Source organism: Mycobacterium venezuelense (genome assembly GCF_054919535.1).
The window spans coordinates 1-18418 of the sequence record NZ_JBONDW010000031.1 but is presented as its reverse complement, the minus strand read 5'-3'; the positions used below and the strand labels follow the sequence as shown (position 1 = coordinate 18418).

Below are 18418 nucleotides of genomic sequence, written 5' to 3'. Positions count from 1 at the left end.
CACGAGATGGAGCACATGATGACCTTCACCCGACAAGACGCATGGGCACTGAGCGCCAACACAATATGGCCGGATACCTTGCTGTGGTACGCCCGGGCCATCCGCGCCATGCAAGACAAACCGATGTCCGACCCCACCAGTTGGCGCTACCAGTCCGCGGTGCACGGGCTCGCGAACACGCCGCCTCCACCCGGTGCGCCGTGGAACGAATGCCAGCACGCCAGTTGGTATTTCGCACCATGGCATCGCATGTACCTCCATCACTTCGAGGAGATCGTGCGAGCTGAGATCGTCGCGCAGAACGGCCCGGCAGACTGGGCACTGCCGTACTGGAACTACGAGCGCTCGGACAAGGCACTCGAGATCCCGCCGGCATTCACCGAGCCGACGCTGACCGACGGATCACCGAACCCGCTCCGCGTGCAGCGGCGCCGGCCAGCGGTCAACGCGGGCGTGCCGATGCCCGAGGAATTCGCATCCTCCGTCGACGCGATGGACGATACGCAGTTCATCACTCCTCCCAACGGCACCCCGGGGGGATTCGGCGGCCCGATGACGGGCTTTCACCACGGCTTCGACGGCGTCAAGGGCGATCTCGAACAGCAACCGCACGACATCATCCACGGCTGGATCGGTGGCCTGATGAACAACCCGGACACCGCGGCACTCGATCCGATCTTCTGGCTGCACCACGCCAATATCGATCGGCTCTGGGAAAGTTGGCGAATCAAGACCGGCAACAACCCGACCGCCGGACAATGGCTCACCAAGACGTTTCGGTTGCGGGACAAGTCCGGCGCGCTCGTCCAGATGGCGGTCAGCGACGTCGTCAACACCGAGAAGCTGAACTACACCTACGACAAGCTGCCGGCTGAGGCGCCGATCGCAGCGATCGCGGGCCAACCCAAGGAGCGCGTGCCGATGCCACCGGAGTCGAAGGTCAAGACCATCGCACAGCAGACCGAGCCGCTCGAACTCGGCCGCGACGGCGCATCAGCCGAGCTTGCCGTCGGTGCGTTGCCGCCCGTCCCACGTGGCGCGGTCGAAGGTGGCGAACCGCGGTTCTATCTTCGTCTGGCCGACATCACCGGCGTGCACAACCCCGACGTGATCTACGGGGTCTATGTCAACGTGCCCGATGACGCCGACGCCGCGACGCTCAAGAGTCATCGGGTCGGGCTGGTGTCCTTCTTCGGGATCGAGCACACCACTGGATCGAAAGACGCTAAGCCACTGAGCTATTCGTTCGACGTAACCGATGTGGTAGGCGGCGACGCTGTCGCAGGCGAGCTCACCCAGTTGCGGGTGTCGCTTCTTCCGATTGCGGGCACCGAGGCCGATGCGCCGCCGGCTGCGGTCGCGGCTCCACCGATCAACGTCGGCACGGTCGCGCTCAGTGTTGCTCATGACTGATCAACAGGTTGCCATTCCGGCACGTCCGCGGCTCGACGCGGACACGCTGCCCCTGTGGTGTTGTGCCGCCGGAGTCCTGACCGGCGTGCTACTGGTAGCCGCGGTGCAGGCCGAGACGGGTGGATCGCACGGCGCCGCCGGCCACACGCATGCCGACCACTTCAGCCATGTGCTCATGATAGTCGGTACGACGCTGATCATGATGAGTCCGTTCGCTTTTCCGCTGTTGCATACGGTTGCCCGCACCACGTTGTGGACCGAAGCGGCGCTGGCCATCTCGGCGGCGTGGGCCGCGTTCATCGGGATCTGGTGCGTCGTCGCCGTCGGTATGCACCTGGCCGGCGAGGTGGTGACGGTGACTATGACCCCGGTCGGCGCCGTCGTCGTGCTGACGGGTGTCTGTGTGGCGACGCAGCTGAGTCGGGGACGTGCACTCCGGTTGACCGCCTGTCGGCGAACCCGGCCCATGCGGCCGGGTCGCCCAGTCGGCGGCGGGCTGCGGTGGGGTGCCGACGCTTGTTACCGCTGCATGCGGCTGTGCGCCGTGCCCATGACGTTGATGGCGTTGAGCCCGGCTCTCACCGCTTCCGCGCTCATCACCGGGCTGCTGTGGTGGGAGCGATTCAGCGTGCGCGGCCGCGACATTCGCGTGCCGTTGGCCGCCGGTTACCTGGCTGTCGGCGTCGCGATGCTTGCCCCGATCCCGGTCTGAGAGCCGCGCGGCACCGATGGGTTCAGATCGGCGCGACGCGATCTGCCCATGGCAGTGCCAGCTCAAGTTGGGCTGCCAGTTGGAGTAACCGTGACTCGCCCGCGAGCGGGGCGACGAACTGGACGCCGAGCGGCAGGCCGTCCGTCGTCCAATGCAATGGCAGTGAAATAGCGGGGCGGCCAGTGAGATTCGCCAATTGTGTGTAGGGCACCCAGCCTAGATTCTTGTCCACCATGTCATCGATGATCTTGGTGTAGCGCAGCAACCGGGCCATCCGTGTCTTGAGCAATGCGTCGGCGGCATGTTGAAGGACGGCGGGAAGGTCGAACTCGCCGACCTTCGGCGGCGGCGTCGCCAGCGTGGGTGTCAGCAGCAGGTCGTAGGACTCGAAGAAGGTGCTCAGCCGCCGCGTGTGGTCCTGGCGGCGCTGGACGGCATCCACGTAGTCGACACTGCTCGTCGACCGGCCGAGGGCGGCCATGATGAGCGTGTCCCGTTCGAACGACTCGTCACCGGCACCGGTCAGTCGCTTCGCCTCGGCGAGTTCCCATGCGGCGTAGACGAACCAGGTCAGCAGGAAGTCGCGGGCGAGCGCGGCATCGTCGAACGGCGCCTCGGGCAGTTCCTCGACGTGGTGGCCGAGCTCGGTCAGCGTTCGGACGGTTCCTTCGACGGCCGCGACCGCCTCGCGATGCGGCGCCGGGGTGATCGCCGAGGGCACCCGAACGCCGACCCGGAGCTTGCCGGGATGTGTTCGTACACACGACAAGTACGACGACTCGGGTGCGGCAGGCACATACGGACCCCACGGTTCACTGCCGCTGATGACGTCGAGCATGGCCGCGGTGTCCCGCACAGTCCGCGACACGACACCCTGCACGGCCGCACCATGCATCGACTCGGCTGTCCCCGGCCCGAACGGGGTCAGCCCGCGACCCGGTTTCAAACCGACCAACCCGCAGCATGCCGCCGGAATGCGTATCGATCCGCCACCGTCGTTCGCGCCCGCGCAGGGAACGATACCCGCTGCGACCGCGGCAGCCGATCCACCCGAAGAGCCGCCCGGCGTGCGCGTCGGATCCCATGGATTGCGGGCCGGACCCCACGCGACCGACTCGGTGATGCCCTTCGCGCCGAACTCGGGAGTGTTGGTCTTGCCGAAGATGACCAGCCCCGCGTCGAGCCAGCGCTGGACGATGGTGGAATGCTCGGCGGCGGGCAGTGACATCTGCGCGCGCGAACCGGCTGATGTGGGCAGTCCGGCATAGTCCTGCGCGAGATCCTTGATGAGGAACGGGACGCCGGCAAATGGGCCACTCGCGTCATCGGCTGGTTCGGCCGGTACTTCGCGGACGATGGCGTTGATCCGCGGATTGACCGCCGACGCGCGCTCGCGTGCCACCGTGAGCAGTTCTTTTGGCGAAACCTGCCTGTTGGCAACCAGTTCCGCCAATCCGGTGGCGTCGTACGCCCGGTACTCGTCGAAGTTCACGGTCTGAACGTATCCCGCGCGAACCTCCGGTAGTGGGCTATCCGGGCGGCGCCGTCGTCGATCGCACGACCAGTTTGGGTTCCAGCACCACGTCGGTGGGCTCGGTGCGCCTGCCCTCGAGCAGCTCGACGGCCAGCTCGACTGCGTGCTGCGCAAGCTCGGGAGCGTCCTGATGGATGGTGGTCAGATCGATGCGGGGGTTGTCGGACAGGTGGCTGTCGTCATAGCCCATCAGTGACAGTTCACCGGGTACATCGACACCGGCGCGGGTGAAGCCGTCGAGCAGTCCGATCGCACAGCGGTCGTTGCCGGCAAGTACCGCGGTGGGGAGATCGCCCGCGGCGAGCACGGCCTGTGCGGCGGCCGCCCCGGCCTCTTCGTTGTGGGCGCCGGGGATGACGGCGATGTGGTCGTCCAACCCGTGATGGCGCATCGCGGCACGGTACGCGCGACGGCGGTCAGCGGAGCCGGGGTCGTCACCGCCGTCGACGTGGTGGATGGCGCGGTGTCCGAGCTCGGCGAGGTAATCGACGGCCAGCCGGATGCCCTTCGTGTCGTTGGTCCGGACGGTCGCGAGCATGCCGGTCGCATGGGACATGTTCGCGAGGCGGCGACCGACCACGACGGTCGGAACTCGCTCGGCGAGTTGTTGCAAGTAGTCCTGAGTGGATCGGGGGCCCAGCAGGATGAGGCTGCCGCAGCGGTGGCTCAGCAGCGACTCGACGAATGCTGCCTCTGGATAGCCGCGGAGATTGGCTGTCAGCAGCATGTCGTAGCCGCGTCGCTCGGCTGCCGGGTAGATGTTGGTCACCAGTTCGGCCTGAAAGAGCTGGTGCACATCGTTGAGGACCCCGATCGTGCGGCTGCGGCCCTGCGCGAGCAGTCGTGCCGCGGCGTCAGGCCGGTAGCCGATCTCGTCGGCGATGGCCAAAACGCGTTGTCGGGTTTCCTCGCTGGCGCCCGGCTTGCCGTCCAGGATGAATGACACCAGCGTGCGCGATACGCCGGCTCGGGTCGCGACATCGGCCATCGTCGGCTTGCGGCTCCCCGCCCGCGGTGCGGGCGTCACGGGGTGTTCCGCGGAAGTGACGGTTGACACATTTCGGTCACGCACCCATAGTAGACCTCACGCGCGTTACTAACGCGCGTTAGTACGAGGCTCGAAATGAGGTCCGATATGTCTCGCACATCCGAAGGCGACAGAACCGGTGGCAAGTTCCTCACCAAACTCACGGTGATCGCCACGTTGGGCGGGCTGTTGTTCGGCTACGACACCGGCGTCATCTCCGGCGCCCTGCTCTACATGAAGGACGACCTGGGCCTCAGCGCCTTCGGCGAGGCGACGGTGGTCAGCTGCCTGCTGTTTCCCGGAGCGGCGTTCGGCGCACTGTTCGGCGGGCGGGTCGCCGACCGGATCGGTCGCAAGCGGACGCTGTTGGTCTGCGGTGCGCTGTTCCTGATCGGCGCGCTCGGATGTGCGCTGGCGCCGAATGTGCAGATCATGGTCGCGGCCCGCATCGTCCTCGGTCTCGGAGTCGGCGCGGCGGCCGTCACCTGCCCGCTGTATCTGGCCGAGATGGCACCCGCGGACCGGCGAGGTCGCATGGTGACGATCAACGAGCTGATGATCGTGACGGGCCAGATGCTGGCCTTCGCCACCAATGCGCTGCTCGACCGGCTCATCCACGACCCGCACGTATGGCGCACGATGCTCGCGGTGGCCGCCATACCTGCCGTCGCGTTGCTCCTGGGCATGTTGGTGTTGCCCGACTCGCCACGTTGGTACGGCCTCAAGGGCCGCATGTCGGAGGCCCGTTCGGTACTCGGGCTCAGCCGTCCTCCCGCGGAGGCCGACGCCGAATACGACTTGATCGTCGAGCACACCGCGCACATGCTCAAGAGCACCGCCCCATCGATGTCGGTGATCCGGGACGTGCCATGGATCCGTCGGGTGGTGCTCGTCGGATGCGGTCTGGCGGTCGTGCAGCAAGCCACCGGCATCAACACCGTGAACTACTACGCCCCAACGATTCTCGAGAAGAGCGGTCTGGGTGTCAGCGCCGCGCTGGTCGCCACGATCGCCGTCGGGGTCACGTCGGTGGTGACTACGATCATCGGTATCATTCTGCTCGGCTTCGTGGGCCGTCGCACCATGCTGCTCATCGGCTTCGCGGGAGTGGCTGCGTCGCAGGCCGTCCTGTCGCTTGTGTTTCTGCTTCCGGAGTCGACGACTCGCAGTTACGTGATCCTGGCGTGCATGGTGGCGTTCGTCGCCTTCGTCCAGATGTTCATCGGGACGTGTGTGTGGCTGCTCCTTGCCGAGATCTTCCCACTCAGCATCCGCGGGTTCGCCATGGGTGTAGCGGTTTTCGTGCTGTGGTGCACCAACGCCGTCATCTCGTTCTTGTTCCCGCTGTTGAACTCCGCACTGGGCTCGACCGGCGCCTTCGGCCTGTTCGTCGCCGTCAACATCGCCTCATGGCTGTTCGTCCGCCGCTACGTGCCGGAAACCAAGGGAACCACCCTCGAAGAACTTGAGGAACGCTTCGAATCACACGGCACCGAGCCGGTCGCCGTCACATCGAAAGGAATCTGAAAAGTCATGTCGGATCTACGTGTTGCCGTTCTCGGCGTCGGCCTGATGGGGGGCGACCACGTCGCTCGGATCACGAGCCGGATCGTGGGCGCTCGTGTGGCGGTGGTCAACGACTACGTCGCGGAGAAAGCCGAGGAGATCGCGGCGGGCATACCCGGGTGCCGGGCGGTCGCCGATCCGTTGGACGCGATCGCCGACGCCGATGTGGACGCCGTCGTACTGGCCACGCCGGGTTCGACGCATGAGAAGCAGCTGCTGGCCTGCCTCGAACACGGCAAACCGGTGATGTGCGAGAAGCCGCTGACCACCGATGAGGAGACCGCACTGGAGGTGGTGCGCCGGGAAGCCGAGCTGGGCAGGCGACTGATACAGGTGGGCTTCATGCGCCGATTCGACCACGAGTACCAGGAGCTGAAAGCTCTGCTGGACAGCGGCGGATTGGGGCGTCCGCTGGTGCTGCACTGCGTTCACCGCAATCCCGCCGTACCGCACGGTTTCGGCAGCGCGATGGTGGTCCGGGATTCCCTTGTCCACGAGGTCGACGTCGCGCGGTTCGTGTTCGACGAGGAGATCGCCTCGATCCAGATCATCAAGCCGGCCCCGAATCCATCTGGCCCAGAAGGTCTCGCCGATCCGCAGATCGCGATCCTGCGTACCGTGAGCGATCGCCATGTCGACGTCGAGTTGTTCGTCCACACCGGCGTTGGCTACGAGGTCCGCACCGAGGTCGTCGGCGAAACAGGCTCGGCCATGATCGGTTTGGATGTCGGACTCGTACGCAAACATGCGCCCGGCACGTGGGGCGGTCGGATCACACCCGGTTTCCGTGAGCGGTTCGGGCGCGCCTACGACACCGAGATCCAGCGATGGGTCGACGCCGTCCGCGCCGGGTCCAACGTCGACGGACCCACGGCGTGGGACGGCTATGCCGCCGCGGCGGTCTGCGAGGCCGGCGTGCAATCGCTGAACTCCGGCGAGGCCGTTGCCGTCAACATGGTTGCCCGCGAATCCATCCCAGGAGCCTGACATGAAGATCGCGCTTGATCCGACGCCGTTTCACCACTCGCACAGGTTGTTGGAGTTTCCCCGGCTCGTGGCCGAACTCGGCTATGAATACCTGCAATTGACCCCGCACCGGGACTTCATCCCGTTCTTCAACCACCCTCGCGCCGACGATGCGTTAGTTGCGGCGTTCCGTAAGGCGTGTGCCGACGCGGGCGTCGGCATCGCGTCGGTGCTTCCGGTGTTGCGGTGGTCAGGGCCCGACGAGGACGCCCGTGAAGCCGCGCTGCGCTACTGGAAGCGGGTCATCCAGATCACGGTCGATCTCGGTGTAAACGTGATCAACACCGAGTTCTCCGGGCGCCCGGAGAAAGCCGAGGAGTCCGAGCGGGCGTTCTTCCGCTCCATGGAAGAACTCGTGCCGATCTTCGAGCGTGAAGGGATCGACGTGCGGATCGATCCGCACCCCGACGACTTCGTCGAAGACGGCATGGAGGCGCTGCGGATCATCCGCGGCGTCAACTCGTCCAACATCGGCATGGTGTACGTGGCGTGCCACACCTACCACATGGGGGGCAACATGCTCGACATCATGCGGGCGGCCGGAGACAAGCTGCGGCTGGTCCACGTCGCCGACACCATGGATCACCATGCTTCACACGGCCTGCGCTACATCACCAATCCGCCCGGCAACCCGGTGCGGGTACACCAACACCTCAAGATCGGTGACGGCGACATCAACTGGGACGAGTTCTTCTCCGGCCTCGCCGAGGTCGGCTTCTATGACCGCCCCGACACCGTCATGGTGTCGTCGGTCTTCGCCGAAGACGAGAACGCCGAGGAGGTTTCGCGTTATCAACTCGCCACCATGACGGAGTACATGAACAAGTACCGGTCAGTTTGAGCGTCGAGCAATAGCTCCGATGTCAAGCGACGGCTGACGAGCTGGTAGCTGAAAGACGCGCTGCACGTGTATACGGAGTAGGCTACATGTATGTCTACTCAGACGACGACCATCAGGGTTCCAACCCAGACCCGTGACCGGCTCGCTGCACAAGCCCGTGACCGGGGGATCTCCATCGCCGCGCTACTCGCCGAGCTGGCTTCCAGTGCTGAGCGCGAGGCGTTCTTCCACGCTGAACGGGAGGCCGCACGGGCTGACGCGAAGGTCCGCGCGGCGAGTGAAGAGGACCGCGATTGGGACGATGCCACCGGCGACGGTGTTGCCTGAGCCCCGCCGCGGCGAGCTCTGGCTCGTCGCGCTCGGCGCCGGTCGCAGCGGTGAACCTGCCAAACATCGCCCGGCCGTCGTGGTTTCGGCTGATGAGATACTCACCGGCCTTGAGGATGAGCTCCTCGTAGTCGTACCAGTGTCGAGTTTTCGCTCGGGGTCCCCGTTGAGGCCAGCGGTCGTGCCCGCCGAAGGGGTTGATACCGAGAGCGTTGCAGTCTGCCGCGGTGTTCGCGCTGTGGCCCGCTCCCGTCTGTTGGAACGGCTAGGCGCATTGACACCGGACACGATGCGCCAAATCGAACATGCCCTCGCTCTGATTCTGGGGATCAGGTGACACGGCTTTCGTAGCCGACGAATCTCGGATACACGAGGCATGGGATTGACCGAGCGGGCTGGACCGAAGATCTTCTCAGACCCTTCGGCCAGAATCCGGCCATGAACCGACGCAACCGCGAGAAGCGCGCCGCCAAGCACAAGGATCGACAGCCCGTACGCCGGGGCCAAGGCGGTGCTGGTGCTGGTAGTGGCCTCCGCGAACCGCTGCCGCGGAGTATGGGCGGAAAACCTCGGCTTCATCACGGTCGTCGGCGCCTACACCGATCTCGAACTCGTCGAACTCCTGGCGACATCGCCGTTGGTGCAAGCCAACCGGGCGATGCTCGCTGCCGGCCGTCATGTCAGCAGTCGCGGAGAGAACGGGACGCGATCGTTTCGCCAATCGTTCCTCATCTCGTACGCCACGCGCATCGGCGAGCGACTGGAGACCTCGAAGGCGACGGTCACCGCCGACCTTGGCAGCAGCCGACTACTTCCAGTGCTGGCGCGCAGCCATGCCGCCGACGACCTCACCAACCGGTTGTTCCCGTCGACGGGCCTGCCGTTGATGACCGCAAGGGGCACACCAGCTTCGGGGAACGCACCGAGTGGAGCGAAGGCGGTTCTCGGGTACCCGCGCGTCTGCTCGCGCATGAAGGGAGCTGATCAGGTGGCCATCGCATTAGCATCGTTAATGTGCAGATCGACGGTCAACAGCTCGCCGCGTTCGCCGCGGTGATCGAGCTCGGCAGCTTCGATGCCGCGGCTCAACGGTTGCATGTCACGCCATCGGCTGTGAGCCAACGGATCAAGGCGTTGGAGCAGCGAGTCGGCCAGGTGCTCGTCGTGCGGGAGAAGCCTTGCACGGCAACGTCGGCCGGGGTTCCGTTGTTGCGGTTGGCGGCTCAGACGGCGTTGTTGGAGTCGGAGACGCTGACGGAGATGGGTGGCGGTTCCGCGCAGCGCACCCGGATCGCGCTGGCAGTCAATGCCGATTCGATGGCGACCTGGTTCACCGGTGTGTTCGGGCAGCTGCCGCAGGTGTTGTTCGACATTCGGATCGAGGACCAGGATCTCTCGGCGCGGTTCCTGCGTGAGGGCGTGGTGATGGGCGCGGTGACGACTGAGCGGTCTGCGGTGTCAGGCTGTCGGGTTTATCCGCTGGGAGCGATGCGCTACGTGCCCGTCGCCAGTGCCGAGTATGTGCAACGACATTTTTCCGATGGCTTCACGCGAGAGGCTGCGGCCAACGCGCCGTCGCTGGCATGGAATCGCGATGACGCGCTACAGGATCAACTGGTCCGTAAGGCGTTTCGTAAAGACGTCGCACGGCCGACGCATTTCATCCCGACCGCGGAAGGGTTCGGCGCGGCGGTGAAGTCCGGGTTGGGGTGGGGGATGTACCCGGAAGAACTCGTCGACGCGTCCTTCGTGCCGATCACCACACACCACCTCGATGTGCCGCTTTTCTGGCAATGCTGGAAGCTAGACAGCCCGACGGTCACGGCCATCACCGACGCGGTCCGGTCAGCCGCGGGAAGTCTGCGGCTGACCGGTAGGCCGCTACGCTAAACCCGCGCGCCGGTGAGCCTGCGCAGCTGTGCTGACGCGACAGACAGCACTGCCAGGTCGGGCTCGTCGGTCTCGTGGAACTCTCGCAGGGTTCTCCGGGCCCGGTCGAGCCGCGGCCGGTTGTACGCCTCGAACTCCTCGATGGTCTCCGTGATGTCAGCCGGTTCGGCGACGCGCCTGCTGACGTCGAGCGTGAGATCACGTAGCGAGCGGTAGAGATCCTCGCGTAGTGCGAGTCTGGCCAGCGCGTGCCAGCGACCGCCTCGGGGGAGCGAGGAGACGGCCAGCAGCAGGCTGTCGACACCGAGGTGGTCCGACAGTTCGAAGTAGATTCCGGCCAGGTGAAGGGGATCCGCACCGTCGGCATCGGCGATCTCGATGATGTCGAGAAGGCTGAAGGCGTAGAGCGATTCGCTGATGTGCGTGGCGATCGTGGCGGGTACGCCACATTCGGTCAGTTCCTCGCGGGCATGTGTGACCGCGGCCAGTTCGTTGCCGCGCAGCATCGAGCCGAGCCGGCCCCGCAGGGCAGCAACGGCTCGGCCGAACCGGTCGATCTCGGCACCGACGTCGAGTGGCTGCGGGCGGTTGAGCAGGAACCAGCGTGACGCCCGGTCGAGGAGCCGCCGCCCTTCGATGATCAGGGTGTTGGTCAGCGCGGGGGATAGCTCGGCGGCGTGGATGTCGGCCCACAAAGTGTCCAAGTCGAAGACGTCGGACACGATCGCGTGTGCACGCACGATATCGCTTGTCGTCGCGGCCGTTTCGTCGGCGAGGCGGAAGGCGTAGGTCAGCCCTGAAGTGGCCAGCACACGGTTGACGATCGAGGTGGTGATGATCTCGCGCCGTAGCGGATGGTCGGGTAGCGGTTCGCCGAGGCGGTGTCGCAGCGTTGCGGGGAAGTACTGGGTCAGCGTCGCCTCGAAATACGGATCGTCGAACATGTCGGCGCTGAGAAGATCGGCTTTGAGGTCGAGCTTGACGTGGGCCATCAAGGTCGCGAGCTGCGGCGTCGTGAGGCCCTGCCCGGCTTTGACCAGTTCGGCGAATCCCTTGATACTTGGTAGGTTTTCGCGTTCGCGGTGCAGGCCGCGGCGGTTCTGGAGGTCGGCGGTCATTCGCCCGTGCACGTCGACCATCTGCGCGGCGTTGAACCGCGCGTCGCTGAGCAACCGATTGTGGGCCTGGTTGTTGGCGAGGACCAGTTGGGTGACCTCGTCGGTCATCTCGGCGAGCAGTCGGTTTCGCGAGTTGTTCGCGACAGCGCCGGACCGAGCCGCCCCGTCGAGGAGGATCTTGATGTTGACTTCGTGGTCGGAGCAGTCGACACCGGCCGCGTTGTCGATGGCGTCGGTGTTGATCAGTCCGCCACGCCGCGCGAACTCGACACGTCCGCGCTGCGAGACGCCGAGATTGCCGCCTTCGACGATCACGCGAGCCCGCACATCGGCGGCATCGACGCGAACCGGGTCGTTGACCTTGTCGGCAACGTCGGCATGTTGTTCGTCGGCCGCCTTGATGTAGGTCCCGATGCCGCCGTTGAACAGCAGATCCACCGGAGCGCGCAGGATATGGGCGATCAGTTCATTGGGCGTCATGGCCGTATCGGGCCCGGCGATGCCAAGGGCGTCGCGCATCTGGGGAGTTGTCCGGATGGTCTTCGCGGTGCGCGGCCACACACCACCGCCTTCGCTGACCAACGCGCGATCGTAACTGTCCCAGGATGATCGGGCGAGCCCGAACAGCCTGCGTCGTTCAGCGAAGGCGCGTTCGATGTCAGGGCGTGGGTCGATGAAGATGTGGCGGTGATCGAATGCGGCCACGAGGGTCAGGCCCCGGCGCAGCAGCATGCCGTTGCCGAAGACGTCGCCGCTCATGTCACCGATGCCGACCGCGGTGAATGTGTCAGTCCGCGAATCGATGTCGAGGTCGGCGAGATGGCTGTCGCCGCTGACCCAGGCGCCGCGCGCGGTGATGGCCATGGCCTTGTGGTCGTAGCCGGCCGACCCACCTGAGGCGAACGCATCGCCGAGCCAGTATCCGCGCTTGAGGGCCACTGCGTTGGCGGAGTCGGAGAACGTCGCAGTGCCTTTGTCGGCGGCCACCACCAGATACGGGTCGGGTCCGTCATGGCTCACCAGACCGCCGTACGGAGCACGGCCGTCAGTCTCGGTGGTGTTGTCGACGACATCGAGAAGCGCGGCGACGAACTGTTGATAGCAACGAAGCCCCTGCGTGCGCATGGCGTCGCCGTCGAGCGATGCGCGGGCCTTCACCACGAAGACGCCTTTGGCTCCGGCGGGCACGATCATCGCATTCTTGACGGCCTGGGCCTTGACCAGCCCGAGGACCTCGGTGCGGTAGTCGTCGTGCCGGTCCGACCAGCGCAGGCCGCCCCGTGCCACGAGGCCGAAGCGCATGTGTACGCCCTCGAATTCGGGTGAGTACACGAATATCTCGGAGAGAGGACGGGGCTGGGGAAGCTCGTCGATGTCGTGGGCCCGCATCTTGTGCACCAGGTATGGCGCGTTGATGCTCAACGCATCCGGAGCGAATGCGTTGGTCCGCATGGTCGCATTGATCAGGCTGCGATAGGCCCGTAGAGTCCGGTCGGCATCGATATGCAATACCTGGTCGATTTCGGTGGAAACGACGTGCTCGGCCTCGGCGATACGTGCGACCCGGTGTGGGCTGTCGGCGGGCTGTTCGACTCGGCCGAATCGTGCTTCGAACAGCGCCATGAGCGCCCGCGTCGCCGTGGGGTTGTCCAGTAGGATCCGCTGAATTCGACTCTGGCCGTATGGCAACGGCAGTTGGCGCAGGTACCGACTGTAGCTTCGCAGAACACACACCTGTCGCCAGTCCAGCGCAGCCCGCATGATCAGCGCGTTGAATCTGTCAGATTCCGCACGTCCAGCCCAAATCGCCTGAAACGTTTCGCAGATACGGGTCTCGGTTGCGCTGTCGTGGCGCGCCAGTTCATCTGCCGCGTCGTTACCGGCCTGGAGAACGAGGTGATACACGTGGCACACTCGGCCGTCGGCGCGCGTCCACGAACCCGCCTGCTCCTGAAGCACTTCCAGGTCCATACTCTGTAGCGCGGGGAGCATCCGGCGCAATGGGACCGCCTCCAACGCCGCAAGCGCGAACCGTAGGCGGCCGTCGTCATGGGCTTGCTCGAGACCGACTGCGATGGCGTCCCCGACGAGCGCGTCGATCTGCTCGGCCTCGATGAGCCGATCGGGTACGGACGGCGGCAGATCGGCGGGATTTGCCGGGGAACGGTGAGTGACGGCTTTGGCGCTCGACACGTTCACGGGGTGTACTCCTCGGTGGTAGGGACGGTGGGCGACGATGGACTAAGCCTCGATTCGAAAGAAGCCGCCCGATGTCTGCAATACGTAAACGGGTTGGGCGGAATATTTACACTTTGTAAGCGTCCTCAGGCTGCGCTTCCTGTCCCGCCCGAGAGAAATTGCGTGCTCGCTCGTGCATTTATGCACTTCGGAGTGCAGCACTGTTCGTTGACTTAGCTCTCGTCCCAGGCTGGGATGTAATTCACATCGCAAGGATGCGCGGCCACCCGTCCAGGCAACGCCGACAGTGCACCTGCGGTCTTGAAACGGATCGATCTCCTCCCGTGTGCGCTGGTATCGGCGCGCGCACCGGAGGCGGGAAAGGACTCACGCGTTGAGCCTCAGCAGTTACTTCCAGGGCCCGGCAACGAGCCTGGATGATCAGATCGAGAGCTACGCCACCACGCGGGTGCCCGATAGTCAGCGGTGGCGTCGGCCCGCCATTCTCCTCGTGCTGACCGGAAACGTGACGGCGATGTTCTGGTTCGCGCTCGGCGGCCAGATGGGCTTTCTGGTCGGCTGGCCCGCGCTGCTCATCCCGATCGCCTACATGGTCATCGGCGCAACGATCGTGGGTGCTCTGGTGATGCGGATCGCCAGTCAGGAAGGCTTGTCACTGCCGCTGCTGTCGCGGGGGCTGGGCTTCGGTGCACGCGGCTCTGCGATCGCGTCGTTCGTCTATGCGGTCAATTATGTCTTCTACTTCATCTTCGAGGGCAGCATCGTCTCGCACGGTCTCAGTGAGATCGCCGGTATATCAATCGATTCGGCCGGCGCAACCGTAGTGTTCGCTGTCGTCGCGCTCATCGCGCTGTACTACTCGTGGCGCGGCATGCACTCGATGAACATCTTGCAGCGCTTCGGTATGCCGATATTCCTCATCCTGTTCGTGATCGGCATGGTGATGCTGGCCAACGGTTACGTGTTGGTGGGGCCGGGAGAGTGGGCCGTGCAGGACGGCGTGACCGCTACAGCGATGTGGCAGGCGCTCAGCCTTGCCAACGGCCAGGTGGTGTTCCAGGCGCTCATCGCAACCGACTACGGACGGTTCGTCAAGAGGTCTGTGTCCTATGCGGGGACCGCCGGCGTGATGCTCGTCGAACTGCTGATGATCTCGGTCGTGATGGTGCTGGGTGTGTTCCTCGGTTTCACGATGATCTCGCACTTCGACGGCACTCGCGCCGAGCAGGAGCTGGCCGCAACGGACCCAGGGCTGATCTTCGCGGTCGTAATGGGCGTCCTCGGAGTCATATTCGCGATCCTCACGCAGGTCCGGATCAACGTGATGAACTTGTACTCGGGTTCGCTTGCGCTGTCGAATGCCTGGGATGTGTTGTCTCCCAGAAAAATCGGCAGGCAGTGGTGGATGGTGCTGCTCGTCGTGCTCGGGGTGGTGCTCTACCCGATCAACGTGCTGCAGTACACCGACAAGTTCCTTGCGGTGACCGGAATTATGACCAACACCTGGATCTTCATCTTGCTCAGTGACTACTTCGTCTGCCGCAAGCTGTTCAAGCTGGCTCCCAGCAGCCAGATCGAATACCGCGAAGGTCGGGTCAAAGACTGGAACCTGTGTGGGATGGCGGCGCTGGCGACCGGGCTCGCGGTGGGAGCGCTCGGGGTTGCCGGCGCGTACCCGATGCACTTCGCGTCGTTCGCGGCCATGCTGGTGGGGCCGATCGTCTACATCCCCCTGGCGGTCCTGACCAAGGGCTCACAGTATGGTTCACCAACGCGGGTTGCCGACGACGACGTGGTGGACGGCCGCAGGACCGAGGTGGCCGAAGCGGTCGAGTGAACCCGAAATAGTTACGGTACAGAGAGATTGACGAGATGACTGAAACGACCGACGACGCACTGCACTACCGCGAGATCTGTGAACTGGTGGAGCTGTTGGCCCGCGGAGAGGTCACCGCACGGCAACTGACCGAGTCGACCCTCGACCGGATCGCCGCGGTCGACGAGCGGTTGGGCGCGTACGCGTTCGTCGCGCCGGACGAGGCCCTGGCCAAGGCTGCCGAATCGGACGAACGCCGCAAGGCCGGCACGGTGCGCGGCCCACTCGACGGTATTCCCCTGGCCATCAAGGACATCTACGACAAGCAGGGGTGGCGCACCGAAGCCGGTATGGCCGTGCGTTCGGGCCAGGTCGCGACAAGCACGGCAACGGTCGTCGAGCGTCTCGACGAGGCGGGTGCGGTGATCGTCGGCAAGGTGCACACCACCGAAGGCGTCTATACCGAACACACGCCGCCGTTCCGTGCCCCGCTGAATCCGTGGGATCCCAACCGCTGGGTCGGAGTGTCGTCGAGCGGCAGCGGCGTGGCCCCGGTGGCCGGATTGTGTTACGGGGCATTGGGATCCGACACGGGCGGATCGATCCGGATGCCGTCGGCCTCCAACGGAGCCACGGGCTTGAAGCCCACGTGGGGTCGGGTGAGCCGCGCGGGCGTCGTCGAACTCGCCGCGACGCTGGATCACGTCGGCCCGATCTGCCGATCCGCCCGTGACGCGGGACTCATCCTCGGTGCGATTGCCGGTGCCGATCCCCGGGATCCGACGGCGTCGTTGCGCCCAGTCCCCGGGTTCAGCACCACCACACCGGCCTCCCTGAGCGGCGTGCGGATCGGCATCGACCCGGAGTGGAGCTATCGCGACGTCAGCATCGACGTCGAGAAGGCACATCAGGAAGCCGAGCAGGTGTTGCGGGACCTCGGTGCCGAGCTCATCCCCGTCACGCTGCCCGATCCCACCGAGGCCATCACCGACTGGTTCGGGGTGTGTGCCGTGCAGACCGCGCGTGCCCACCAGGGGCTGTACCCCGAGCAGAAGGACAGTTACGGTCCGGCTCTCAGCGAGCTCATCGATCGCGGAATCGCGATGTCGGGCATCGAATACGATCAACTGCTGCAACGACGGTTGATCTTCAAAGGCCAGATGGAGGCCGCCCTCTCGCGCGTGGACACCGTTCTCATCCCGGCGATGTCATTCATCGCGCCGCCGGTGGAGAAAATGATCCGGATGGACGAAGAGACCACGGCCGGAGTACACCGGTTCACGGTTCCGTTCACGCTGTCGCAGTTGCCGACGATCACGTTTCCAGGTGGTTTCACCACGACCGAGGCCGGCAATCCGTTCCCGGTCGGCCTGCAGATGGTCGGCAGCGCGTTCGACGAGCGGCGACTTGTCGATGTGGTCGGCGCGTTCCAGGCCGCAACCCCGTGGAATAAGCAGCATCCCGACCTGTGAGCGGCTAGCCCAGGTAGGTGAGGTACGGGTTCGTCGCCACAGTCGATCGCAGGAACTGTGCGACGGCTCGTACCCGACCGACCTGCTGCAGTTCGCGTGGGATGACCAGCCAGTAGGTACGGCGCACCGAGAATGAATCGGGGAGAACGATTTTCAGCGAGATATCCGGTTCGCCGATGTACTGCGGCAGCGGGGCGATGCCCAAACCGCTGCGAGCCGCCGTCCAGTGGCCGGTGATGTTGTTGGTCTGAACCGCCACGCGCTGCTTGTGCGGTAACGAGTCCAATATTCGCAGCGGCGCTACGTCGAGCAGCGCATCGATGTACCAGATCAACGTGTGATCGGTCAGATCGGCCAGCTGGGATATCGGCGGCGCGGACGCGAGATAGTCCGGTGCGGCATACAGGCACAGGTCGTAGGCGGCCAGGCGGTGTACCTGTACGGCACGGGGCAGCGGCTCCTCCAGCGTCACCGCGATGTCGAACTGGCGGGCCGACAGCGAACCGTGCTCGGTCGCGGTGACGAGTTCGACGTCCAGATGGGGATGGGTGCGCCGCAGTTCGACAAGTCGTGGAGCCACGACGAATGCCCCGAACCCGTCCGGCGCCACCATACGCACGGTCCCGGTCAACGGCCCGGCCGCCGAGGTGCGCGCGTCATAGGCCGCGATCACCGCCGACTCGACCGACTCGGCACGCGGCAGCAGATCCGCACCGGCCTCGGTCAGATGCCAACCGCCCGGTGAGCGGTCGAACAATCGCACCCCAAACGCCTTCTCCAACGCGGTAATCCGCCGCCCGACAGTTGTGTGGTCGACCGCGAGATTGCGGGCGGCCTCGTTGAGGCGTCCCGTGCGTGCCACTTCGAGGAAGAAACGAAGATTGTCCGCGCTTTGCATCAGGCCAAACCTACACGTGCAAATTTGCACCACAATGTGCAACATTGGCCGTTGACCAATGCATCAATGCCCGCCGAGCATGGACCTATGACGGAGACCACGCACGCAGACCGGATCCAACCCATCCCACATTGGTTGAACAACACGCCTTTTCCTGGCACGTCCGGCGCTAGCGCTCCGGTGACGAATCCGGCGACGGGTGCGGTGACCGGTGAGGTCGCGTTGGCCAGTGTGGAGGATGCGCGTGCGGTGATCGATGCGGCGGTGGCGGCTTTTCCGGGGTGGCGAGACACGTCGCTGGCCAAGCGGACGTCGGTGTTGTTCGCGTTTCGGGAATTGCTCAACGCGCGTAAGGACGAGCTGGCCGCGCTGATCACCGCCGAGCACGGCAAGGTGCTGTCGGATGCGCTCGGCGAGGTGAGCCGGGGCCTGGAGGTCGTCGAGTTCGCGTGCGGCATCCCGAGTCTGCTCAAGGGCGGGTTCACCGAGAACGCCTCGACCAACGTCGACGTGCATTCGGTACTGCAGCCGCTGGGCCCGGTCGGTGTGATCAGCCCGTTCAACTTCCCCGCCATGGTG

Annotated in this window: 16 protein-coding genes; 12 read left to right on the top strand and 4 right to left on the bottom strand. The window is 65.1% G+C overall.

Going from position 1 to position 18418, the window contains the following annotated elements; all coding sequences use genetic code 11:
- The first annotated feature begins 18 nt into the window (after positions 1–18).
- Positions 19–1413 carry a tyrosinase family protein gene (locus ACRCUN_RS32060; RefSeq protein ID WP_462145636.1) on the top strand — a complete coding sequence of 465 codons (1395 nt, stop codon included), beginning with the start codon at positions 19–21 and terminating at the stop codon, positions 1411–1413.
- A complete protein-coding gene (locus ACRCUN_RS32055; RefSeq protein ID WP_462145635.1) occupies positions 1406–2125 on the top strand; it encodes a hypothetical protein in 720 nt (239 codons plus the stop codon). The genes ACRCUN_RS32060 and ACRCUN_RS32055 overlap by 8 nt, the downstream gene beginning before the upstream one ends.
- A gap of 22 nt (positions 2126–2147) precedes the next feature.
- On the opposite strand, the gene ACRCUN_RS32050 is transcribed toward ACRCUN_RS32055, so the two are convergent.
- Positions 2148–3617: an amidase gene (locus ACRCUN_RS32050; RefSeq protein ID WP_462145634.1), complete on the bottom strand. Its 1470-nt coding sequence runs from the start codon at positions 3615–3617 to the stop codon at positions 2148–2150.
- A 37-nt stretch (positions 3618–3654) separates the two neighbouring features.
- Positions 3655–4647, bottom strand: a complete 993-nt coding sequence (locus tag ACRCUN_RS32045) for a LacI family DNA-binding transcriptional regulator (RefSeq protein WP_462145661.1) — start codon at positions 4645–4647, stop codon at positions 3655–3657.
- A 147-nt stretch (positions 4648–4794) separates the two neighbouring features.
- Here ACRCUN_RS32045 and ACRCUN_RS32040 point away from each other — a divergent pair, with 147 nt between their 5' ends.
- The 7 genes from ACRCUN_RS32040 to ACRCUN_RS32010 all read left to right on the top strand — a co-directional run bounded on the left by ACRCUN_RS32040 (position 4795) and on the right by ACRCUN_RS32010 (position 10336).
- The gene (locus ACRCUN_RS32040; protein WP_462145633.1) at positions 4795–6213 is read left to right on the top strand and encodes a sugar porter family MFS transporter; all 1419 of its coding nucleotides are present in this window, start codon (positions 4795–4797) and stop codon (positions 6211–6213) included.
- A gap of 6 nt (positions 6214–6219) precedes the next feature.
- On the top strand, positions 6220–7239 hold the full coding sequence (locus tag ACRCUN_RS32035; protein ID WP_462145632.1) for a Gfo/Idh/MocA family protein: 1020 nt from the start codon (positions 6220–6222) through the stop codon (positions 7237–7239).
- Between the two features lies 1 nt (position 7240).
- A complete protein-coding gene (locus ACRCUN_RS32030; protein ID WP_462145631.1) occupies positions 7241–8119 on the top strand; it encodes a sugar phosphate isomerase/epimerase family protein in 879 nt (292 codons plus the stop codon).
- A gap of 90 nt (positions 8120–8209) precedes the next feature.
- Complete coding sequence (locus tag ACRCUN_RS32025) at positions 8210–8446, top strand: type II toxin-antitoxin system antitoxin MazE7 (RefSeq protein ID WP_462145630.1); 237 nt, start codon at positions 8210–8212, stop codon at positions 8444–8446.
- The gene (locus tag ACRCUN_RS32020) at positions 8439–8783 is read left to right on the top strand and encodes a type II toxin-antitoxin system PemK/MazF family toxin (protein ID WP_462145660.1); all 345 of its coding nucleotides are present in this window, start codon (positions 8439–8441) and stop codon (positions 8781–8783) included. The genes ACRCUN_RS32025 and ACRCUN_RS32020 overlap by 8 nt, the downstream gene beginning before the upstream one ends.
- Positions 8784–8963: 180 nt before the next feature.
- Positions 8964–9503: a hypothetical protein gene (locus ACRCUN_RS32015; protein ID WP_462145629.1), complete on the top strand. Its 540-nt coding sequence runs from the start codon at positions 8964–8966 to the stop codon at positions 9501–9503.
- A complete protein-coding gene (locus ACRCUN_RS32010) occupies positions 9461–10336 on the top strand; it encodes a LysR family transcriptional regulator ArgP (RefSeq protein WP_462145628.1) in 876 nt (291 codons plus the stop codon). Before ACRCUN_RS32015 ends, ACRCUN_RS32010 begins: the two co-directional genes overlap by 43 nt.
- Here ACRCUN_RS32010 and ACRCUN_RS32005 read toward each other — a convergent pair.
- Positions 10333–13647, bottom strand: a complete 3315-nt coding sequence (locus tag ACRCUN_RS32005; RefSeq protein ID WP_462145659.1) for an NAD-glutamate dehydrogenase domain-containing protein — start codon at positions 13645–13647, stop codon at positions 10333–10335. The genes ACRCUN_RS32010 and ACRCUN_RS32005 overlap by 4 nt on opposite strands.
- A 379-nt stretch (positions 13648–14026) precedes the next feature.
- Between ACRCUN_RS32005 and ACRCUN_RS32000 the strand changes: the two genes are divergently transcribed.
- Positions 14027–15490 (top strand): purine-cytosine permease family protein, encoded by a 1464-nt coding sequence (locus ACRCUN_RS32000; RefSeq protein WP_462145627.1) that lies wholly within the window; start codon positions 14027–14029, stop codon positions 15488–15490.
- A 35-nt stretch (positions 15491–15525) separates the two neighbouring features.
- Positions 15526–16941 (top strand): amidase, encoded by a 1416-nt coding sequence (locus ACRCUN_RS31995; protein WP_462145626.1) that lies wholly within the window; start codon positions 15526–15528, stop codon positions 16939–16941.
- 4 nt (positions 16942–16945) lie between these two features.
- Here ACRCUN_RS31995 and ACRCUN_RS31990 read toward each other — a convergent pair whose 3' ends face one another.
- Positions 16946–17839 carry a LysR family transcriptional regulator gene (locus tag ACRCUN_RS31990; protein WP_462145625.1) on the bottom strand — a complete coding sequence of 298 codons (894 nt, stop codon included), beginning with the start codon at positions 17837–17839 and terminating at the stop codon, positions 16946–16948.
- A gap of 87 nt (positions 17840–17926) precedes the next feature.
- On the opposite strand from ACRCUN_RS31990, the gene ACRCUN_RS31985 reads away from it, so the two are divergent.
- On the top strand, positions 17927–18418 hold a 492-nt coding region (locus ACRCUN_RS31985; protein WP_462145624.1), incomplete at its 3' end, for an aldehyde dehydrogenase family protein.